23 protein-coding genes are annotated in these 17,326 nt (G+C 40.0%); 17 read left to right on the plus strand and 6 right to left on the minus strand.

Features of this window, described 5'->3' with window-relative positions; all coding sequences use genetic code 11:
• Positions 1-107: 107 nt before the first annotated feature.
• The 4 genes from FRE64_RS15615 to FRE64_RS15630 form a co-directional block, all read right to left on the minus strand.
• The gene (locus FRE64_RS15615; RefSeq protein ID WP_246140340.1) at positions 108-371 is read right to left on the minus strand and encodes a type II toxin-antitoxin system VapC family toxin; all 264 of its coding nucleotides are present in this window, start codon (positions 369-371) and stop codon (positions 108-110) included.
• The gene (locus FRE64_RS15620) at positions 368-607 is read right to left on the minus strand and encodes a type II toxin-antitoxin system Phd/YefM family antitoxin (protein WP_146297077.1); all 240 of its coding nucleotides are present in this window, start codon (positions 605-607) and stop codon (positions 368-370) included. Before FRE64_RS15620 ends, FRE64_RS15615 begins: the two co-directional genes overlap by 4 nt.
• A 94-nt stretch (positions 608-701) precedes the next feature.
• Positions 702-1,037, minus strand: coding sequence for a HepT-like ribonuclease domain-containing protein (locus tag FRE64_RS15625; protein WP_146297078.1), 336 nt, complete (start codon positions 1,035-1,037; stop codon positions 702-704).
• Positions 1,034-1,354 carry a nucleotidyltransferase family protein gene (locus tag FRE64_RS15630; RefSeq protein WP_246140341.1) on the minus strand — a complete coding sequence of 107 codons (321 nt, stop codon included), beginning with the start codon at positions 1,352-1,354 and terminating at the stop codon, positions 1,034-1,036. The genes FRE64_RS15625 and FRE64_RS15630 overlap by 4 nt, the downstream gene beginning before the upstream one ends.
• A 530-nt stretch (positions 1,355-1,884) precedes the next feature.
• Between FRE64_RS15630 and FRE64_RS17595 the strand changes: the two genes are divergently transcribed.
• Positions 1,885-2,022 carry a hypothetical protein gene (locus FRE64_RS17595; RefSeq protein WP_186708880.1) on the plus strand — a complete coding sequence of 46 codons (138 nt, stop codon included), beginning with the start codon at positions 1,885-1,887 and terminating at the stop codon, positions 2,020-2,022.
• Positions 2,023-2,039: 17 nt separating this feature from the next.
• On the opposite strand, the gene tsaD is transcribed toward FRE64_RS17595, so the two are convergent.
• A complete protein-coding gene (gene tsaD / locus FRE64_RS15635) occupies positions 2,040-3,077 on the minus strand; it encodes a tRNA (adenosine(37)-N6)-threonylcarbamoyltransferase complex transferase subunit TsaD (RefSeq protein ID WP_146297079.1) in 1,038 nt (345 codons plus the stop codon).
• Positions 3,078-3,228: 151 nt separating this feature from the next.
• Between tsaD and FRE64_RS15640 the strand changes: the two genes are divergently transcribed.
• From FRE64_RS15640 to FRE64_RS15700, 13 genes are all read left to right on the plus strand, one after another.
• Complete coding sequence (locus tag FRE64_RS15640; protein WP_146297080.1) at positions 3,229-3,732, plus strand: Photosystem I reaction center subunit III; 504 nt, start codon at positions 3,229-3,231, stop codon at positions 3,730-3,732.
• Between the two features lie 29 nt (positions 3,733-3,761).
• The gene (psaJ, locus tag FRE64_RS15645) at positions 3,762-3,890 is read left to right on the plus strand and encodes a photosystem I reaction center subunit IX (RefSeq protein ID WP_146297081.1); all 129 of its coding nucleotides are present in this window, start codon (positions 3,762-3,764) and stop codon (positions 3,888-3,890) included.
• Positions 3,891-4,076: 186 nt separating this feature from the next.
• Positions 4,077-4,637, plus strand: coding sequence for a DUF3727 domain-containing protein (locus FRE64_RS15650; protein WP_146297082.1), 561 nt, complete (start codon positions 4,077-4,079; stop codon positions 4,635-4,637).
• Positions 4,638-4,642: 5 nt separating this feature from the next.
• The gene (locus tag FRE64_RS15655; RefSeq protein ID WP_146297083.1) at positions 4,643-5,347 is read left to right on the plus strand and encodes a diacylglycerol/polyprenol kinase family protein; all 705 of its coding nucleotides are present in this window, start codon (positions 4,643-4,645) and stop codon (positions 5,345-5,347) included.
• A gap of 149 nt (positions 5,348-5,496) precedes the next feature.
• Positions 5,497-7,752, plus strand: a complete 2,256-nt coding sequence (locus FRE64_RS15660) for a SulP family inorganic anion transporter (RefSeq protein ID WP_146297084.1) — start codon at positions 5,497-5,499, stop codon at positions 7,750-7,752.
• 79 nt (positions 7,753-7,831) lie between these two features.
• Positions 7,832-8,353, plus strand: a complete 522-nt coding sequence (locus tag FRE64_RS15665) for a photosystem I assembly protein Ycf3 (protein WP_146297085.1) — start codon at positions 7,832-7,834, stop codon at positions 8,351-8,353.
• A gap of 13 nt (positions 8,354-8,366) precedes the next feature.
• Positions 8,367-8,660 (plus strand): Asp-tRNA(Asn)/Glu-tRNA(Gln) amidotransferase subunit GatC, encoded by a 294-nt coding sequence (gatC, locus tag FRE64_RS15670; RefSeq protein WP_146297086.1) that lies wholly within the window; start codon positions 8,367-8,369, stop codon positions 8,658-8,660.
• A gap of 30 nt (positions 8,661-8,690) precedes the next feature.
• Positions 8,691-9,500, plus strand: coding sequence for a nuclear transport factor 2 family protein (locus tag FRE64_RS15675; RefSeq protein WP_146297087.1), 810 nt, complete (start codon positions 8,691-8,693; stop codon positions 9,498-9,500).
• Between the two features lie 117 nt (positions 9,501-9,617).
• Positions 9,618-10,805 (plus strand): glutamine-hydrolyzing carbamoyl-phosphate synthase small subunit, encoded by a 1,188-nt coding sequence (gene carA, locus FRE64_RS15680; protein WP_146297088.1) that lies wholly within the window; start codon positions 9,618-9,620, stop codon positions 10,803-10,805.
• 54 nt (positions 10,806-10,859) lie between these two features.
• Positions 10,860-11,246, plus strand: a complete 387-nt coding sequence (locus tag FRE64_RS15685) for an STAS domain-containing protein (protein ID WP_146297089.1) — start codon at positions 10,860-10,862, stop codon at positions 11,244-11,246.
• Positions 11,247-11,717: 471 nt separating this feature from the next.
• The gene (locus tag FRE64_RS15690; RefSeq protein WP_146297090.1) at positions 11,718-12,158 is read left to right on the plus strand and encodes a Mini-ribonuclease 3; all 441 of its coding nucleotides are present in this window, start codon (positions 11,718-11,720) and stop codon (positions 12,156-12,158) included.
• Entirely contained in the window at positions 12,151-13,032 is an 882-nt protein-coding gene (rlmB, locus tag FRE64_RS15695; protein WP_146297091.1) for a 23S rRNA (guanosine(2251)-2'-O)-methyltransferase RlmB, read from the plus strand. The genes FRE64_RS15690 and rlmB overlap by 8 nt, the downstream gene beginning before the upstream one ends.
• Before the next feature lie 88 nt (positions 13,033-13,120).
• Positions 13,121-13,408, plus strand: a complete 288-nt coding sequence (locus FRE64_RS15700) for a DUF1816 domain-containing protein (RefSeq protein WP_146297092.1) — start codon at positions 13,121-13,123, stop codon at positions 13,406-13,408.
• Here FRE64_RS15700 and folB read toward each other — a convergent pair.
• Positions 13,405-13,764 carry a dihydroneopterin aldolase gene (folB, locus tag FRE64_RS15705; RefSeq protein WP_146297093.1) on the minus strand — a complete coding sequence of 120 codons (360 nt, stop codon included), beginning with the start codon at positions 13,762-13,764 and terminating at the stop codon, positions 13,405-13,407. The genes FRE64_RS15700 and folB overlap by 4 nt on opposite strands.
• A 112-nt stretch (positions 13,765-13,876) precedes the next feature.
• Between folB and FRE64_RS15710 the strand changes: the two genes are divergently transcribed.
• From FRE64_RS15710 to FRE64_RS15720, 3 genes are all read left to right on the plus strand, one after another.
• Entirely contained in the window at positions 13,877-15,217 is a 1,341-nt protein-coding gene (locus FRE64_RS15710; protein ID WP_146297094.1) for a TrkH family potassium uptake protein, read from the plus strand.
• Between the two features lie 19 nt (positions 15,218-15,236).
• Entirely contained in the window at positions 15,237-15,992 is a 756-nt protein-coding gene (locus FRE64_RS15715) for a potassium channel family protein (RefSeq protein ID WP_146297095.1), read from the plus strand.
• Positions 15,993-16,075: 83 nt separating this feature from the next.
• Positions 16,076-17,317: a class I SAM-dependent RNA methyltransferase gene (locus FRE64_RS15720; protein ID WP_146297096.1), complete on the plus strand. Its 1,242-nt coding sequence runs from the start codon at positions 16,076-16,078 to the stop codon at positions 17,315-17,317.
• Positions 17,318-17,326 lie beyond the last annotated feature (9 nt).

Raw genomic sequence — 17,326 nt, forward strand, 5'->3', positions numbered from 1 at the left:
AAGCACTAAGCAAAGAGACATTGTATTGTTTCAATTTCTCATCTCTCGTGATAATTGTGAGTTTATTACTGAGAGTTTGAGCAATTAGCCTTCGATCAAATGGATCCTTATGGTAGTTCGGTAAAGCCCCCGCTTCTAGTCCATCTTGAAATAGATAAAGGTTCAAACCGATTGCGCTTAATCGTGGCTTGCAAGTCAGACGGGGCTTCTAGCTTTCCGATTGCTTTTTTGATGCTGATTTCCCATGCACTGACTGCACTAACAAAAATTAAGTTATTTGGATTGACAATCACTTCCCGTGCTGACGAAGAGAGAATTGGATTATTGTCCAACCACCAAAGTAGCGTGTGAGTATCTAGTAAGTACTTCATGTTTCCTCTCCATAGAAGCCTTGAATAACTTCTTCGGGAGTGGTATCAAAATCATCAGCCATTTTGACTTGACCCGCCCAGTCTCCTGGTATTCTAGGTTCTTGGCTAGAAGTATAGGGAATTAGACGGACAAGAGGTTTACCTGCTTTGCTAATAATGACTTCTTCTCCCTGTAATGCTGATTCAATCAGTTGTGAAAGGGAGGTTTTTGCAGCGTGAATGTTTGTTATTTTCATTATGAAACGACTCTGCCTTTTTAAGGGAGGAATTAATTGTAACTTGAGTTTTTAGAAATGGTATCACTTACTCTTTGACCAAATTAGTGATTGGCTAAGACAATTCTTTGATAATTTCATCTACCCTAACCTTTAAATCTGGCAAATAAAGCTCAACAATTCCCCAAACTTCCTCTAACTCTACTTCTAGATAATCGTGAATTAAGACATCTCTTAATCCTGTCATTTTTCGCCAAGGGACATCAGAATATTGTTCTCGTATTTGATAAGATAATCGTTTCGTTGCCTCTCCAATAACCTCTAAATTACGAATAACAGCATCTTGCATCATTCGGTTTTGTAGAAAAACTGTTTTCCCTTCTTGAGTGTAGGTTTCAATATTTTCAATACATTCTTTAATATTATTTAAATAAAGAAGCTGGTTTTTCATAAAGTTATTGCTTCATCCATAACCTTTTCTCGAATTAAATGATGTAGGTTTTCAGGTTTAGCAATATCGACTTGAACCCCTAGTAAATCTTCTAATTCTTGCATCAAAGCAATTCTATCAAATAAGCTAGTGCCAGCTTCCATATCCACTAATAAATCTAGATCACTTTCGGGAGTTTCTTCTCCCCTAGCGTAAGAGCCAAAAATACGAAGATTAGAAGCCTTATATTTTTCTAAAATTTGTATAATTTCTGGTTTCTTTTCTTCTATTAGACAGATAATTTTATTCTGATTCATCATTAGCGCATAAATCTCCATTTTTCACAATTCCTTTTGTCTGAATAATTCTCATGGTTTTAGATTTTACAGAATAAAGTTCAAGGCATCTCTATTTTAACATTAGTGAGCAGTATGCAATTTTAAGGGGGCTAGCGGCGATCGCGATCATTTTTTCTGATTTTTGAACCTAGCATTTAAACCACAATTAGCATTGAGTTATGATCCCCCCAACCCCCCTTTCTGAAGCAGGGCTGTTTCATTCTCGGGGTGAAAATTGAAAGTGATCGTCTGAAACCCTGACAGGGTGGCGCGATCGCGATTATTTCTTCTGATTTGACTTATTCTTAAGAAAAAATCCGTGAAACCCCTGCTATTTCTAATGTCTGGAACAGACAAAAAAATAGAATGAAACAGCCCTGCCCTTTCTGAAGGGGGGCTAGCGTTACCCAACTTTTTTACTCTGGCGCTAGTGAGCCGCTCTTTACAGGAAATTTCAACTCTTATTGTCCCTTTTTTTTAAGGAAATTCAACTCCGATCCCCCCCCTTTTTTTTAAGCCGGAGCTTTATAGTGATTCCAAATAAAAAACAGCAACCTAAAAGTAGTGGGAGCATCTTGCTCCCTAGTAGCAGCCAAGATGGCTGCACTACGGAACTGAATTGGAACGACTATAAAACTTGGATCGCGCAAAAACTAGATCAAAAATAAGTAACCCAATGTGGCTTTTAAGCATAAAGACTCATCGCTTCATTGAGGGGCAGACGCGAGGTTGCGCTAAGAGTGAGAGAGGAATATTGCCCACGCTGATAATGTTGAACGCCAGCACAAGCAATCATCGCTGCATTGTCAGTACAAAGTTTCATCGGTGGAAAATGAATGGTTAAGCCTTTTTCTTGCCCTTTTTGCTGTAACTTTTCTCTTAAAGTTCGGTTAGCTGCTACGCCACCGCCGACAACTATTGGATTGAGGTTATATTCTAAAGCACAGGCAATGGTTCGTTCACTCAGCGATCGCGCTACGGTTTCTTGGAAAGAGGCAGCTAGATCATTCACAGGTAACTCTCCTTGGGCTTCTAATTGCTTCACTAAACGTGAGACAGCAGTTTTTAAGCCACTAAAACTAAATTCATAGGCATAATATCCCCCATCAGGGTGAGACACTTTTCCTTCCGGGAGAGAATAAGCAAAAGGATTGCCAGCAGCGGCAGCGCGATCAATCGCGGGTCCCCCTGGGTAGCCTAACCCTAATAAACGAGCTGTTTTATCAAAGGCTTCTCCCACCGCATCATCGCGAGTATTCCCTAGTAGGGTGTAATCTCCACAATCACGAACTGCAATTAAACTCGTGTGCCCCCCTGACACTAACAAACAAAGGAAAGGCGGTTCTAACTGAGGATCACTCAGATAACTGGCATAAATATGCCCTTCTAGATGATGAATGCCCAATAAAGGCTTATTATGAATCATCGCAAGAGTTTTTGCCGTGGTTAACCCCACTAATAATGACCCCATTAACCCAGGGGCAACCGTCACAGCAATGCCATCTATCTCTTCCCAACTTAACTGAGATTCAGTGAAGGCTTGCTCTAAACAAATATTAATAACTTCTAGATGCTGGCGAGATGCAACTTCAGGAACAACGCCGCCGTAACGGCGATGAATATCAATTTGCGAAGCAACAATGTTACTTAAAATGTGACGATTCTTAACAATTGCCACACCCGTTTCATCGCAACTCGTTTCGATTGCTAGGATTATACACATTGGTAATTTTTGAAAAAGATTCTTAGATATTTAGAAATATTAACTTTACGGAAAAACAATCCAAGGTTAATATTTACACTTAACGTACTCATTAGCTGCGTTATCTTTTGTACAAGAAAATCAATTAAGTTGTAACAAAAGGAAACAATTTATGCCAAGACTGCTTGCTTTAACTTTATCAGTAATGTTGCTTTTTGGGTTTGCAGCCCCTGCTCAAGCCCAAGCACAAGGAAATGCTCAACTCACCCCTTGTAGCGAATCTGAAGCTTTCCAACAACGGGCGGAAAACTTCCGTAATACTACTGCTGACCCCAACTCAGGACAAAAACGTGCTGAACGCTATTCTCAAGCCCTTTGTGGCCCCGAAGGCTTACCCCACCTAGTGGTAGATGGTCGCCTTTCTCGTGCCGGTGACTTTCTGATCCCCAGCGTTTTGTTCTTATACATTGCCGGTTGGATCGGCTGGGTTGGTCGAGCTTATCTAATTTCGGTTAGAGAGGAGAAAAATCCAGAACAAAAAGAAATTCTCCTAGATGTTCCTCGGGCTTTCAAAATTATGCTCAGTGGGTTTGCTTGGCCAGCTGCCGCTCTCAAAGAATTTCTCTCTGGGGAGTTAACGGCGAAAGAAGGGGAAATTCCCATTTCTCCTCGTTAGTGATGTGTTGATAGTTGGAGATTGATATTATGGACGGTTTGAAAACATTTCTTTCTAGTGCGCCTGTTTTAGCTACGGTTCTTTTAGCCTTTACTGCTGGACTTTTAATTGAGTTTAATCGCTTTTTTCCTGATTTACTCTTCCACCCCATGCCGTAGTTTTAAGACAATTTAATTAACCCTATAAAAACTCGTAATTGTTCGGTTTTCTGGTTCAGGCTAGTTAACTGAATAGTTGCGGGTTTTTCATTAGGAAGGTTCAGGCTTGCGGAGGATCTTCAGCTTACGGTTTATTTAGGTATCCCAGTATGATATGTTGAAAACTATTCCACTATGTTCGGTGTTATGTCTTCATCTCCGTTTTCTCAAGATCAACCCCCTTCCTCCCCAGAAATTAAAGTTCTGGTTGATGAAAAAGCGCGATCGCTGTACTGTTATGTAGAACAATCATTTAAGTCAAAAGGGGTTCAATACTATCTTCTCTTACCCATTGACTCTCCAATTTCCATTATTTTATGGGAAGAAGATAAAGATGAAGAACAAGCAATTCTCATAGAAGACGAAGCAGATATTGAGAGACTTCTTCCAGAAGCAGAAGCTAGTTTAGCAGAGGAAGATTTGATTCTCAAACCAACTTCTTTTACCCTTACCGTTTCTGGAGAATTGCCTGAACCAGAAGACGATGATATTCTAACGTTAGAAATTGAAACAGAAGGGGGATTAGAAACTGAAGAGTTTCAACTCCTTGCTACCTTTTCTTATGATAATTATGAATATGGCATATATACGCCACTAGTGCCGTTACTCTTTTTTGCCAAGGTTAACTCAGAAGGTAGTTTAGACTTGCTTTCCTTAGAAGAATTAAAAACAATTCAACCAATTCTTGAAGAATGGATGTTTAATTAAAACTGGTGTTACTACTATCAACTTTACTATTTGCTGATTCGTCCATTAGGATCACTCCCTTAATTATTGTTGTTGCGTTTTTAGGGGGAATTGTTTTATTCGCAGAATTGTTAAACCGACTCTTTTTTTCAGAAGCTGAATTAACTCGCAAAGTAGTTCATATTGGTAGCGGAAATGTAATTCTGTTCGCATGGTGGCTTCAAATTCCAGCAGTAATTGGTATCAGTGCTAGCGCGATCGCTGCTGTTACTGCTTTATTATCATATTTTCTTCCTATATTACCGAGTATTAATAGTGTGGGGCGTAAAAGTTTAGGAACGTTTTTTTATGCTCTTAGTATTGGTATTTTAGTGGCTTCTTTTTTCCCAGAAAAACCCTATTATGCCGCGATCGGGATTTTAACTATGGCGTGGGGAGATGGATTAGCCGCGCTAGTTGGTCAAAATTTTGGGCGACATCCTTATCAAGTTTTAGGAAGTAAAAAAAGTTGGGAAGGATCAGCCACCATGGCAGGAGTGAGTTACTTGATTTCCTTTTTAATTCTACTATTTGTGTTTGGCAACTGCTGGCAAATTTGGCTCACTTCGATCATTGTTTCAATTTTTGCCACTGCTTTTGAAGCGATTTCTCAATGGGGCATTGATAATTTCACAGTTCCGATGGTGAGTGGCTATTTATCCTTTTTTCTCCTAACTTTATTACTACAATAAGAGAATTATGGGTATCGCGCCACTATTAACTTGAGGAAGATACCGAGTTTTTACACTGTAATCATGGTTGAGCTTGGAAAATGTTACATTAGATACAGCTTGTTTTTCCAAATCAATCCACCCTAGATTAAAATAGCTTAGGGGGAAGGATGACCGATCAGGTAAGCTCTCGTCAACAAGTTCAGAATAATTTATTAAATTCTATATCAGAAACTTTAGAACCAAGGACACTGTTTCTCAGTTTATTGGCTGGTTTAATTACTGGCATTATTGGGGTAATTCGCGCGATTTCCTATGCCGCTTTAATCTTTTCAGGCGCTTTAAATTCAGAATTAGGGGTAGGGGTAGGGCTAACTATTTTTAGTACAGGCATGGTTAGCTTTATGGCTGCCATTTTTAGTGCCCTTCCCGGCATGATTGCTACCCCATTGGCGGCTCCAACTGCCATTACAGCCATTTTAGCCAATGAGATTGTTCAAGACTTAAAAGCTAATTTTTCCCTTAGTGATATTGTAATAACTGTTCTTGCCGCGATCGCGCTTTCTTCTCTTTTAACAGGCTTATTTCTCTTAACATTAGGAAAAACAAAATTAGGCAGTAAAATCCGTTTTATTCCCTATCAAGTGGTGGGCGGATTTATGGCAGGAACCGGCTGGTTATTAGTAACAGGTTCCATTCAAATTACCACCGATATTGCTATTAATTTTCAGAACTTAGATACGTTTTTTCAAGCTGATCCCTTAATTCACTGGGGAGCGGCTTTATTTATTGCTTTAATTTTATTATTCGTGTCCGAACGATATCGCCATTTCCTAGTCATGCCCGGAACATTAATTGGACTCATTGCAGGATTTTATGGCGTTTTATTAGTAACAAGAACTTCACTTTCTCAAGCTAGAGTACAAGGCTGGTTATTAGAAAATTTCCCATCAGGAGGACTTTGGCAACCCTTAGCCTTTTCTGACTTTGGCAGTATTCACTGGTCAGCTATTGCGTCTCATTGGGGGCTGATTATTTCCTTAATGTTAGTGAGTTTACTCTCGTTAGTTTTAAGTAACAGTGGCATTGAATTAGTCGTTGGCAAAGATATTAGTTTAGATCAAGAACTCGAATCAATCGGACTTGCCAATATTGCCTCAGGCTTTGGTACAGGAATGGTAGGAAACCAAGCCTTGCCCAGTACCCTCCTAGTTGATAAAATTGGGGCAAGAAGCAGATTATCAGGGATTAGCTCAGGAATATTTTGCTTTTTTGTTTTAGTTTTAGGTCCGTCGTTTATTTCTTTGTTTCCAAAGCCAATTTTAGGAGGATTAATTTTGTATTTAGGATTATCCTTACTACTACAGTGGGTTTATCGCGCTTGGTTTAGCCTCAGATTTTCTGATTATTTGATTGTTATTGTTACCCTCGTTGTCATTAATTGGGTTGGCTTTCTAGAAGGAATTGCCGTAGGCTTCGTTATGAGTGTTATTTCTTTTATGTTTAATTATAGCCAGATTAATGTGGTTAAAAATATGACCTCTCTAGCAAGCCTTAGAAGTAACATTCATCGGAGTAAATTAGAGCAAGATTATTTAAAAACAAGAGGGGAAAAAGTTTCAGTTTTAGAATTACGTGGTTATATCTTTTTTGGCACTGCGGATTACTTATTAAGACGAGTGCGCGATCGCGTTGATCAAATGGAAGAGAATCCCTTAAGCTATATCCTAATAGATTTTCGAGAAGTGGAAGGATTAGATGCCTCTGGGGTTCTCACCTTTATTAAACTCCTAAAAATAGCGCGAAAAAGAAACCTCACCCTTGTTTATACCAATCTCCTCCCCAAACTAGAACAACAATTGCGTAAAGGTGGGGCAATTGATGCAACCGAAGAAGACGAAGCCCGATGTAAAATTCTTCCCGACCTTGATCGAGGCTTAGAATGGTGCGAAAATCAGCTTCTTAAAGATATTTTTCCTCAAAAAGAACACAAATCCTTAAAAGAACAACTAACGAATTTATTTTTAACCTCAGAACAAGCCGAAGAATTTATCCCATACCTGAAGCCCAAGCAAGTAGAAGCAGGAGAAGTCATCTTTGAAGCGGGCGCAAAGCAACAATGTCTCTATTTCGTTGAATCAGGACAAGTGAGTGTTTTGTTAGAGCTGCCCAACGGACAAACCAAACGCCTACAAACTCACTCAGAAGGGGCAATTTTAGGAGAAATGCGCTTTTATGGCAAACCCCCTCTTTCTTCCTTAGTGAGTGCCGATTCGCCTAGCCAATTATATCAGCTCGATCGCGCCACCTTTGAAACAATGAAGCAAGAATCCCCTCACCTTGCTTACGCCCTACAAGAATACATTGTTCGCTTTCTCTGTGATAGTCTCACCCGTCGTGAAGAACAAGTGCGAATTATTGCTTAATAATTGTCACGTTTCCCCTAGACAAGGGGCAAATATCATTAAAATATAGAAGAAAACGGTTAGCGAAGACTAATAACCTATGCCACGTACACAGCGCAACGACAACTTTATTGATAAATCCTTCACCGTCATGGCAGACTTAATCCTCAAAATGCTGCCAACTCAGAAAAAGTCAAAAGAAGCCTTTACCTACTACCGTGATGGAATGTCGGCGCAGTCAGATGGAGAATACGCCGAAGCCTTAGATAACTATTATGAGGCTCTGAAATTAGAAGAAGATCCCAATGATCGCAGTTATATCTTGTACAATATAGGCTTAATTCACACCAGTAATGGGGAATATGAAAAAGCCCTCCAGTATTATCAAGAAGCCATTGAAGTAAATTCTCGTCTTCCTCAAGCCCTCAATAACATTGCCGTCATCTACCATCATCAGGGAGATTTAGCCAAACAAGAAGGGCGAGACGAAGAAGGGGAAGCCCTTTTTGATCAAGCCGCCGAATACTGGAAAGAAGCGATCAGACTTGCGCCCAATAATTACATTGAAGCGCAAAACTGGCTCAAAACCACAGGTCGCTCAGAAATGGATATTTATTTCTAAAACCTAATTAACCATGATTGATCTCGAACAAGTCCAAAAAGTTGCACATTTAGCACGTTTAGAACTCACCCCAGAAGAAGAAGAACAATTTACCACTCAACTCAGTGGCATCTTAGAGTATGTCGAACAACTCAACGAGTTAGACACCACTGATGTTCCTCCCACCACTCGCGCTATTGATGTGGAAAACGTCACTCGCCCTGATGAAGTGCGCCCTTATTCAGATCAAGAAGCCCTCTTACAACAAGCGCCTAACCGTGAAGATGAATTCTTCCAAGTTCCTCAAATTATGAATACTGAAGAATAATTCCTGAAAAGGGTCATAATAACAAAAAATATGGTTAATACTTTTTTTCAACAACTCTCTAAATGGTCATTAGTGGGGACAATTGCTCTGTTTTTCCCCTTCATTACTCCCCTCGAAAAACCTGCTTGGGCCAATTCGCCTGATGATGCCCCCAAAAATTTAACCCAATTCCTAGACGAATTTGAAACCGCTGCCAATGAACAAAACCTAGAAGCCGTTACCAATGCTTACAGCAGTGACTTCAATACCCAAGAAGGGTTAAGTGGTCAAGACTTAACCGAAAAGTTGCAACAACTCTGGGAAACCTATTCGCAAGTGAATTATGAAGTAGAACTGGAAAGTTGGGAAGAAGACGGGGATGATTTGATTGCGGAAACCGTCACTCATATTCGGGGGGAACGCCAGGCTAGAGGGCAACAAGTAGAATTAGAAGCCCAGCTGCGATCGCGCCAACGAATTAATAATGATCAAATTACCTCCCAAGAAACCCTCAGTGAAAGTTCCCAAGTCTTTATGGGCGAGAATGCCCCTCGCGTGAGAGTGAATGCCCCCAATCAGGTTGGAGTGGGAGAAAGATTTAACTTTGATGTCATTGTCCGTGAACCGATGGGGGATGATATTCTAATGGGAACGGCCATGCAAGAGGAAGTCACTGCCAGTAACTACCTCAATCCGCAAACCCTTGATTTAGATGTTTTACCAGGAGGGGGAATTTTTCGGACTGGGGAAGCCTCATCCAGCCCCGGGCAACGTTGGCTCTCGGCAGTTATCGTCCGCAGTGATGGCATGACTCTGGTTTCGCAACGGATGAATATTGTTGCAGAAACCTCCGAATTGTGAAAAGAGTATTTCCTAGTTAATCCCTTGAGAGTAACTCTTTTTTTAATCTGAAAAAGGATATTTATCCAAAAAGTCCGAACTTAATAGCAATAATTTCAGGAGTGGGAACTGCCAGAGATGGTGATCAAGCAAGTACAACCAGCATTACTAGTTTTAGAAGACGGAACAATTTTTCAGGGAAAATCCTTTGGCGCAAAAGGAACCACCATTGGAGAAGTCGTGTTTAATACAGGGATGACTGGTTATCAGGAAGTATTAACTGATCCCAGTTATCGGGGACAAATTATTACTTTTACCTATCCTGAATTGGGAAATACAGGGGTTAACGCTGAGGATGAAGAATCAGACGCGCCTCAGGTGCGAGGAGTGATTGCTCGTAATGTCTGTTATTTTCCCAGTAACTGGCGATTAGGTTCCCCCTATGCTTCGCAAGCGTGCAGTTCTCTCCCTGACTATCTCATCACTCATAATATTCTAGGAATCTATGGGATTGATACTCGCGCCCTAACCCGTATTTTACGCTCTAAAGGGGCAATGAATGGGGCAATTTCTACAGAAATACTGGATCCGCAAGCGCTATTAAAAGAAGTTCAGGCTGCCCCCTCTATGGAGGGCTTAAATTTGGTTAAGGAAGTAACCACCAAACGAGTTTATGAATGGTCTGATCCCACCAATACACACTGGGAATTTCGTCCGACGGCTGAAGAAAGCGATGCCACCCCTCTCACCGTGGTTGCCATTGATTTTGGTATTAAACGGAATATCCTCCGCCGTTTAGCCAGCTACGGTTGTCGGGTGATTGTTGTTCCAGCAAATACCCCTGCTGAAGACATTTATCAATATAATCCTGATGGTATTTTCCTCTCCAATGGGCCAGGGGATCCCGCCGTGGTAAAAGAAGGCATTGAAACCACGAAAGCTCTCTTACAATACGGAAAACCCATGTTTGGAATTTGCATGGGACACCAAATTCTCGGACTCTCTTTAGGAGCAGAAACTTTTAAATTAAAATTTGGGCATCGGGGATTAAATCAACCGGCAGGGTTACAGCAAACAGTAGAAATTACCAGCCAAAATCACGGGTTTGCGATTACAGAAGAGTCTTTAAGTGCTGATGTTGAAGTTACTCATCTTAATTTGAATGATCGTACTGTTGCAGGCTTAAGGCATAAAACCCTCCCCATTTTCTCAGTACAATATCACCCAGAAGCCAGTCCTGGCCCCCATGATGCGGACTACTTATTCGCCAAATTTGTGGAATCGATGCGAGAATATCAGCAAAACCAAAAAACAATCTCAAGGTAAGACATTCTAGAGAAAAAAATATGCTAATATACACTATCTATCGAAAGTTTTTGCTTGTTAGAGAAGGAGGACGTTATTCCTGAACCACTTAATTTAACGGTTAGTTTACGCGGAACGCGAGAAATCCAAGAAAATTGCCAGATTTTTCGGTTAACTGGCTTGCTGGATGCGTTTTCCGAACCCACATTTGCTAAGGTGCTTGGCAAATGCATTGAAGATGGTCCCAAAAATATCATTTTAGTGCTATCTCAAATTGACTTTGTAGATAGTTCTGGTTTAGGGGCTTTAGTTCAACTGGTAAAAAAAGCTCAAAATGAAGGGGGAACTCTGCAAATTGTTACCAATGCCAGGGTAACGCAGACAGTAAAACTTGTGCGTTTAGAGAATTTTCTCTCTTTAAAACCTAGTTTAGAGGATGCTTTGGCATCTTTGGAAAAATAGTACCCATTAACATCATAACTTTACCCTTTCCTTTGATTTTAATAACTTAATATCAGCGATACTGCGAGCAGATTGCTCGCTTTTAAGAGCATAAAATTTGAATATTCATCTAAAAATGCTATATTCTATTCACTTTTTGCTTTTGCAGTGATTATTCAATTAACAACTTCTTTTAGTGTTGAGTTAACATATCATGCTATAGAACAGATTGAATATCGTGAAATTAATTATGAGAATTGATTATAGACCAACTGAACAAGCGGCTTATATTCGATTACTAGATTCAAAGGTAGTGGAGTCAGAAGAACCAGAATCAGTTTTTTGTCATCTGTCATTTGTCATTTGTCCTTCGTTTTTTATAGGCTAATGAGTAACTATTAATGGCTGATCGCGAAAAGCAAAAACTATAGCTTTACTCTTAATTAATTTAATGAATAATAATTGGTAATGGAATCATGATTAGAACCAAAAATGGAACAGCCAACTAATCCCCATGATGGTGCTTCCGAAGCGGAATTATTTGTATTGGGAGAGGGATTAGAAAATATTCCTCCTGTAGAAAGTTTGTCGCCAGCAGGGTTGGCTTATATTGGGGATGCGGTTTATGAACTTTATGTTCGTCTTCATTATTTATTACCCCCAAAACACATTTCCGACTATCATCAACAAGTTGTCTCAAAGGTACGGGCGGAAAAGCAAGCGCAACAGTTAGAAGCCCTAAAGCCTCATTTGACCGATGCAGAAAAAGAAATTGTCAAACGAGGACGTAATGCCACCACAAGACCGCCTCGGCGTTTGTCTGCTAAAATTTATCAGCAGGCAACCAGTTTAGAAACATTAGTAGGATATCTATTCTTGCGCGATCGCGCTCGTTTAAAAGCCCTACTATTATGGTTAAAAGAATATGAATGAAAAACCTCGTAAGCGTAACAAGCCGAAACCCAACAAAGGAAAACCCTTTCCCAAATCTGGTCGCCCTAAAAGTAAAAAGCCTGATCCGAGTCAAAAAGCAGAAAAATCTGATCACGGGGATGATGATCTAATCTATGGTCGTCATAGTGTGTTGGCAGCGTTAGAAAGTAAACGGCAGTTAAATCGAGTTTGGATTACCCCAAAGTTACGCTATAGCAGTTCTTTTAATTCTTTCCTGCAAACGGCGAAAAAGCAGGGAACTATTATTGATGAAGTGGGAACAGAACGCTTAAATCAAATTACTCGCGGTGGTAATCATCAAGGGGTAGTAGCCCAAATTGCCCCCTATCACTATCTGGAATTAAATGAATTAGTCGAAAAAGCCCACGCCAATAGTCAAAAGCCCATTATTATCGCGGCTGAAGGCATTACAGATCCTCAAAATTTAGGGGCGATTATTCGCAGTGCAGAAGCATTAGGCGCACAAGGAGTTGTCATTCCGCAGCGCCGCGCCGTGGGAATTACTTCTACCGTGATGAAAGTGGCAGCGGGAGCGTTAGAATATTTGCCAGTAGCGCGAGTGGTTAATTTGTCTCGGGCTTTGGAAGATTTGAAAAAAGGGGGCTTTTGGATTTATGGTACAGTGGCGGATGATGGCAAAGCATTGCCTGAAGTGAGTTTTGATAATGCTGTGGTGTTAGTGGTAGGAGGCGAAGGAGAAGGGTTGAGTTTGTTAACCCAACGCCATTGTGATGAACTGATTTCTATTCCTTTAGTGGGAAAAACCGAGAGCTTAAATGCTCATGTTGCTTGCGCGATCGCGCTTTATGAGGTATCTGGTCGTCATCGTCGCAAATCTTTTAATCTTTCCTAAGTTGGTGGCAAAACAGTAGAAAAAACCGACAAGATTAAATACAGTAGAATTATCCGACACCGATTTTAGACACAATTGGGTCTTAACAATGCAAGAGTATATCCTATCAATCCTAGAATTTTTCGGTAAAGCCTGGTGGATCGAAATTAAAACCGAGTCCCCCAAATGTACTTACTATTTTGGGCCTTTTGTCAGTAAACGAGAGGCAAAAAAACTAAAACCAGGTTATATAGAAGATTTAGAAGGAGAAGGGGCAACCATTATTTCCCTACAAATGAAGCGTTGCCAACCCACTGTCCTTACCATTGAAGAAGAAGAGGAAAGTGGGGAGGAGGCTAGGGAAAAGTTCCCCACCTTAACAGGTAAAGAGTCTTAAGACTTTTCCCGAGTAATCTCAACCGTAATCTCACCGCCAAAGTTAGGAATGGGAGGAGACGGTTTTGATAAAGAAACAGAGACTTTTTGTACTAAGTTAAAATTAAGGAGTGATTGCGCGATCGCGCTTGCGAGTTTTTCAATTAAAGAAAACTTTTGAGTTTCAATGAGAGACTTCACATCTGCAATAGCTTGGCGATAATCAAGGGTATCCTTAATATCGTCACTGTCGCCTGCAGGCGCTAAATCCACCCACAGAATTAAATTTACCTCAAACCATTGTCCTAATACCTGTTCCTCTGGTAAAAACCCTGTATAACCATAACAACGGATATTCTGTATTCTAATCGCGTCCATAAAACCATTTTCTGAAATAAGCCATCACTATTTTAAGAGAAAATATCCCCTTGTATCGGTCAATCGAATCCAGTATTTTGATCTTATATTTAATTTTTAAGGTTCTCTAAAAATGACCATTGCACGAACCATTTGTTTAGGGTTTATTGCCGTTATCTCCGTGGGAACGATTTTATTACTTTTCCCCATTACCACCAGTGATGGCAGTTGGAATGACCCAATTACTGCCCTTTTTACAGCTACCTCGGCGGTATGTGTCACGGGGTTAGCTGTGGTTGACACGGGAACTCATTTTTCCTTTTGGGGACAATTAATTATTTTATTCCTGATTCAAATTGGGGGGTTAGGGTATATGACTACCAATACCTTCCTTTTATTAGTAATTCGCAAAAAGTTTGATCTGCGACAAAAAGTTGCCATTGATCAGTCTTTTGATCGCCCTTTTCTGCAAGGAAGTCGTAATTTAATTATTTCCATTATTGCTACCAGTCTTATTTTTGAATTAACAGGATTTTTTCTTTTAACTAATTTATTTTCCGACCATGATAATACGATATGGCTAGCCTTATTTCATAGTATAAGTGCTTGGAATAATGCAGGATTTAGCCTTTTTAGTGACAGTTTAATGAGTTACCAATCTTCCTTACAGGCTAACATAATTTTTCCAATTTTAATTATTTTTGGAGGCTTAGGCTATCAAGCCATTTTTGAAATGTTTATGTGGAGTAAACAGAAATTTGAAGAGCGAGTTTTAAATAAAAATACTGAACAAATTATTTTTTCCTTAAATTCTAAGATTGTTAGTAATACAACTTTAATTCTTTTATTTCTAGGAACAGTTGCTTTCTTCTTAACTGACTTTAGTAATGCTAGAGTTTTTGGTGATTTACCCTTACACGAACGCTTTTTAGGGGCTTGGTTTCAATCTGTTACCACTCGAACTGCTGGATTTAATTCTGTTGATATTAGCAATATGACCAATGCGGGATTATTTATTACTATTGCTTTTATGGTCATTGGAGCAAGCCCTAGTGGTACAGGAGGAGGCTTAAAAACAACAACCCTAAGAATTTTAATTAACTCAACAATTTCTACTCTTAAAGGTAAAACAGAAGTTATTGTTTACGAAAGACGAGTTCCTGTTAATTTAATCCTAAAAGCAGTGGGCGTTTTATGTGCTTCCTTTACCCTTCTTACCACTGTTACCGCCCTAATTGCTATTACTGATCCCAATTTAAGCTTTATTCAGATTCTCTTTGAAGTTTGTTCTGCTTTCGCGACAGTCGGACTTTCCACAGGAATTACTGGCAGTTTATCCCCCTTGGGAAAATTGATTATTATTGCTACCATGTATATTGGAAGAGTGGGGATTCTAATTGTTATTAATACCTTAGTTAAAGCCTCACCCCCAAGTTTAATTAAGTATCCAGAAGAAAACTTATTAGTCGGATAAATTATTAACTTATTGTATTGTGGATATTAAAGCCTCTTTTAAGATTTTTAATCAGTTTCGCTATCAACCAAAAGAATTTGCAGTGATTGGTTTAGGGCGTTTTGGTCGCGCTGTTTGTGGAGAATTAAGGCAATTAGGGTGTGACGTTTTAGCCACTGATCGGGACGAGAAATTGGTTAATCAAGCCCTAACCGATAAAATTACTTCCCATGCCGTCCAGCTTGATGCTACAGAGGCTTCTGCCCTCAAAGAAGCGGGAATTTTTGAATTTGATGTGGTGATTATTGCCATTGGCGACTATATACAAGAAAGTATTGTTGCTACCCTTAATGTGAAAGAAAATGGGGTAAAATATGTTGTCGCCAAAGCCTCTTCTCATATTCATGGGAAATTGCTAAAACGAGTAGGGGCTGATCGCGTTGTTTTTCCTGAAAGAGATGCTGGAAACGAACTTGCCCGTTATTTAGCCCAACCAGGGATTTTAGACAAATTTGAACTGGATCCCGAACATAGTATTGTCAGTATTCAAATTCCAGAAGCGTTTGATGGACAGACATTAGAAAGCTTAGATTTAAGAACTCATTATGGCTTAAACGTCATTGCAATTAAATATGGGGAAAAATTTGAATATAACCCCCCTGGAAATTATCGCTTGCATAAAGGGTTAAAAATGATTGTTGTCGGGGCAAATTCTGATATTAAACGCTTACCTACAGATTCTCATCAGCAACATATTCAATCTGATGAAGCTGGAGAATTAGAAAAGGGGGTTTAAAAAATTCAGGTTTGGAAAAATAATAGTGATAACCTGAGTAAAGGTGTTGATTATTGAGACTTTTCGATTTATTCTCCTAAAACGTGAACGTAAAAACTTCTATTGATCTGAAACAATTAAAACCAGGAGACAGTCTAACTGTCACCATTGAACGGTTCAACAACAAGTATCTGGGAGAAACTACCTTACAGGGAAAAGCTGTAGTAGTGCCAGGGAGTATTCCAGGAGAGACGATCCGAGGAGAGGTGGTTCGGAATTGGAAACGTCGCCTCCTTTTAAAGGCTGTGGAGATTATTGATTCAAGTCGCGATCGCGCTACCCCACAATGCAAACATTTTACCCACTGTGCCGGTTGTCAATTTCAACATATCGACTACCAGGCGCAATTAAAAATTAAAGAATCTCGCCTCAGAAGTTATTTTGATAGTGATCACCCTGCAACCCCCCTTCCCTTAAGAGGAATTATTGGTTCTCCCACTCCCTATCGTTATCGCAACAGCATCAAACTTCATGGCCCAGGGGAACCAGGCTTTTGGCAAGTGTTAGGGGTGGATATGATGCGAAATCAAGAATGCCCCATTTGTGTGGAAAGTGTGGATAAAGCCCTACAACAACAGCGAGAAAAACAATTTCAAGATTTTACCAGTAACGGTATCCTTAATGTGCTGATTCGGGGAACAAAACTAGGAGAAGTTTATATTGGCCCCGAAAATCCCCAACCCGACGAGATTGCCTGGTTAAATGAAGAATTAACCCATCCTCTAACCGGGGTGAGTTATCAGTTAATTGTACCAGCCCATGCGTTTTGGCAAGGAAGTACCCCCATGCTTCCTACTTTAGTGGAACAAGTAGTGCGTCCCATCCAAGAATTTCAGCCTGATACCCTGATCGAGAGTTATTGTGGTATGGGCTTATTTGGCATTATGAGTGCGCCCTATGCTAGAGAGGTGATTGGTATTGAAGAACATCCCTTAGCTATTGAAGCGGCAAAGCAGAATCAAGAGAATTTAGACATTGAGAATCTTCGTATCTTTCGCAGTAAAACTGAAGATCGGTTGGGGGATTTTTTAGCAGAATTGCCTTCAGAAAAATCTAGTTTAATTGTTGATCCACCACGTAGTGGACTCCCAAAAAAGGTACTCAAGCAAATACTTGCTACTCCTCCGCAGCAGTTAGTCTATGTTAGTTGTAGCCCTGAAAGTTTTGCTCGTAATCTTCATGCTTTATGTCGCGAAACGTATCAATTACAGGATGTGGTGGGATTAGATTTATTTCCACAAACGAAACATTTAGAATGTGTGGGGGTTTTAGAGAGAAGAGTTTAGAGAAACTTT

The sequence above is a fragment of the Euhalothece natronophila Z-M001 genome, from assembly GCF_007904085.1.
In the GTDB taxonomy this organism is placed as follows: domain Bacteria; phylum Cyanobacteriota; class Cyanobacteriia; order Cyanobacteriales; family Rubidibacteraceae; genus Halothece; species Halothece natronophila.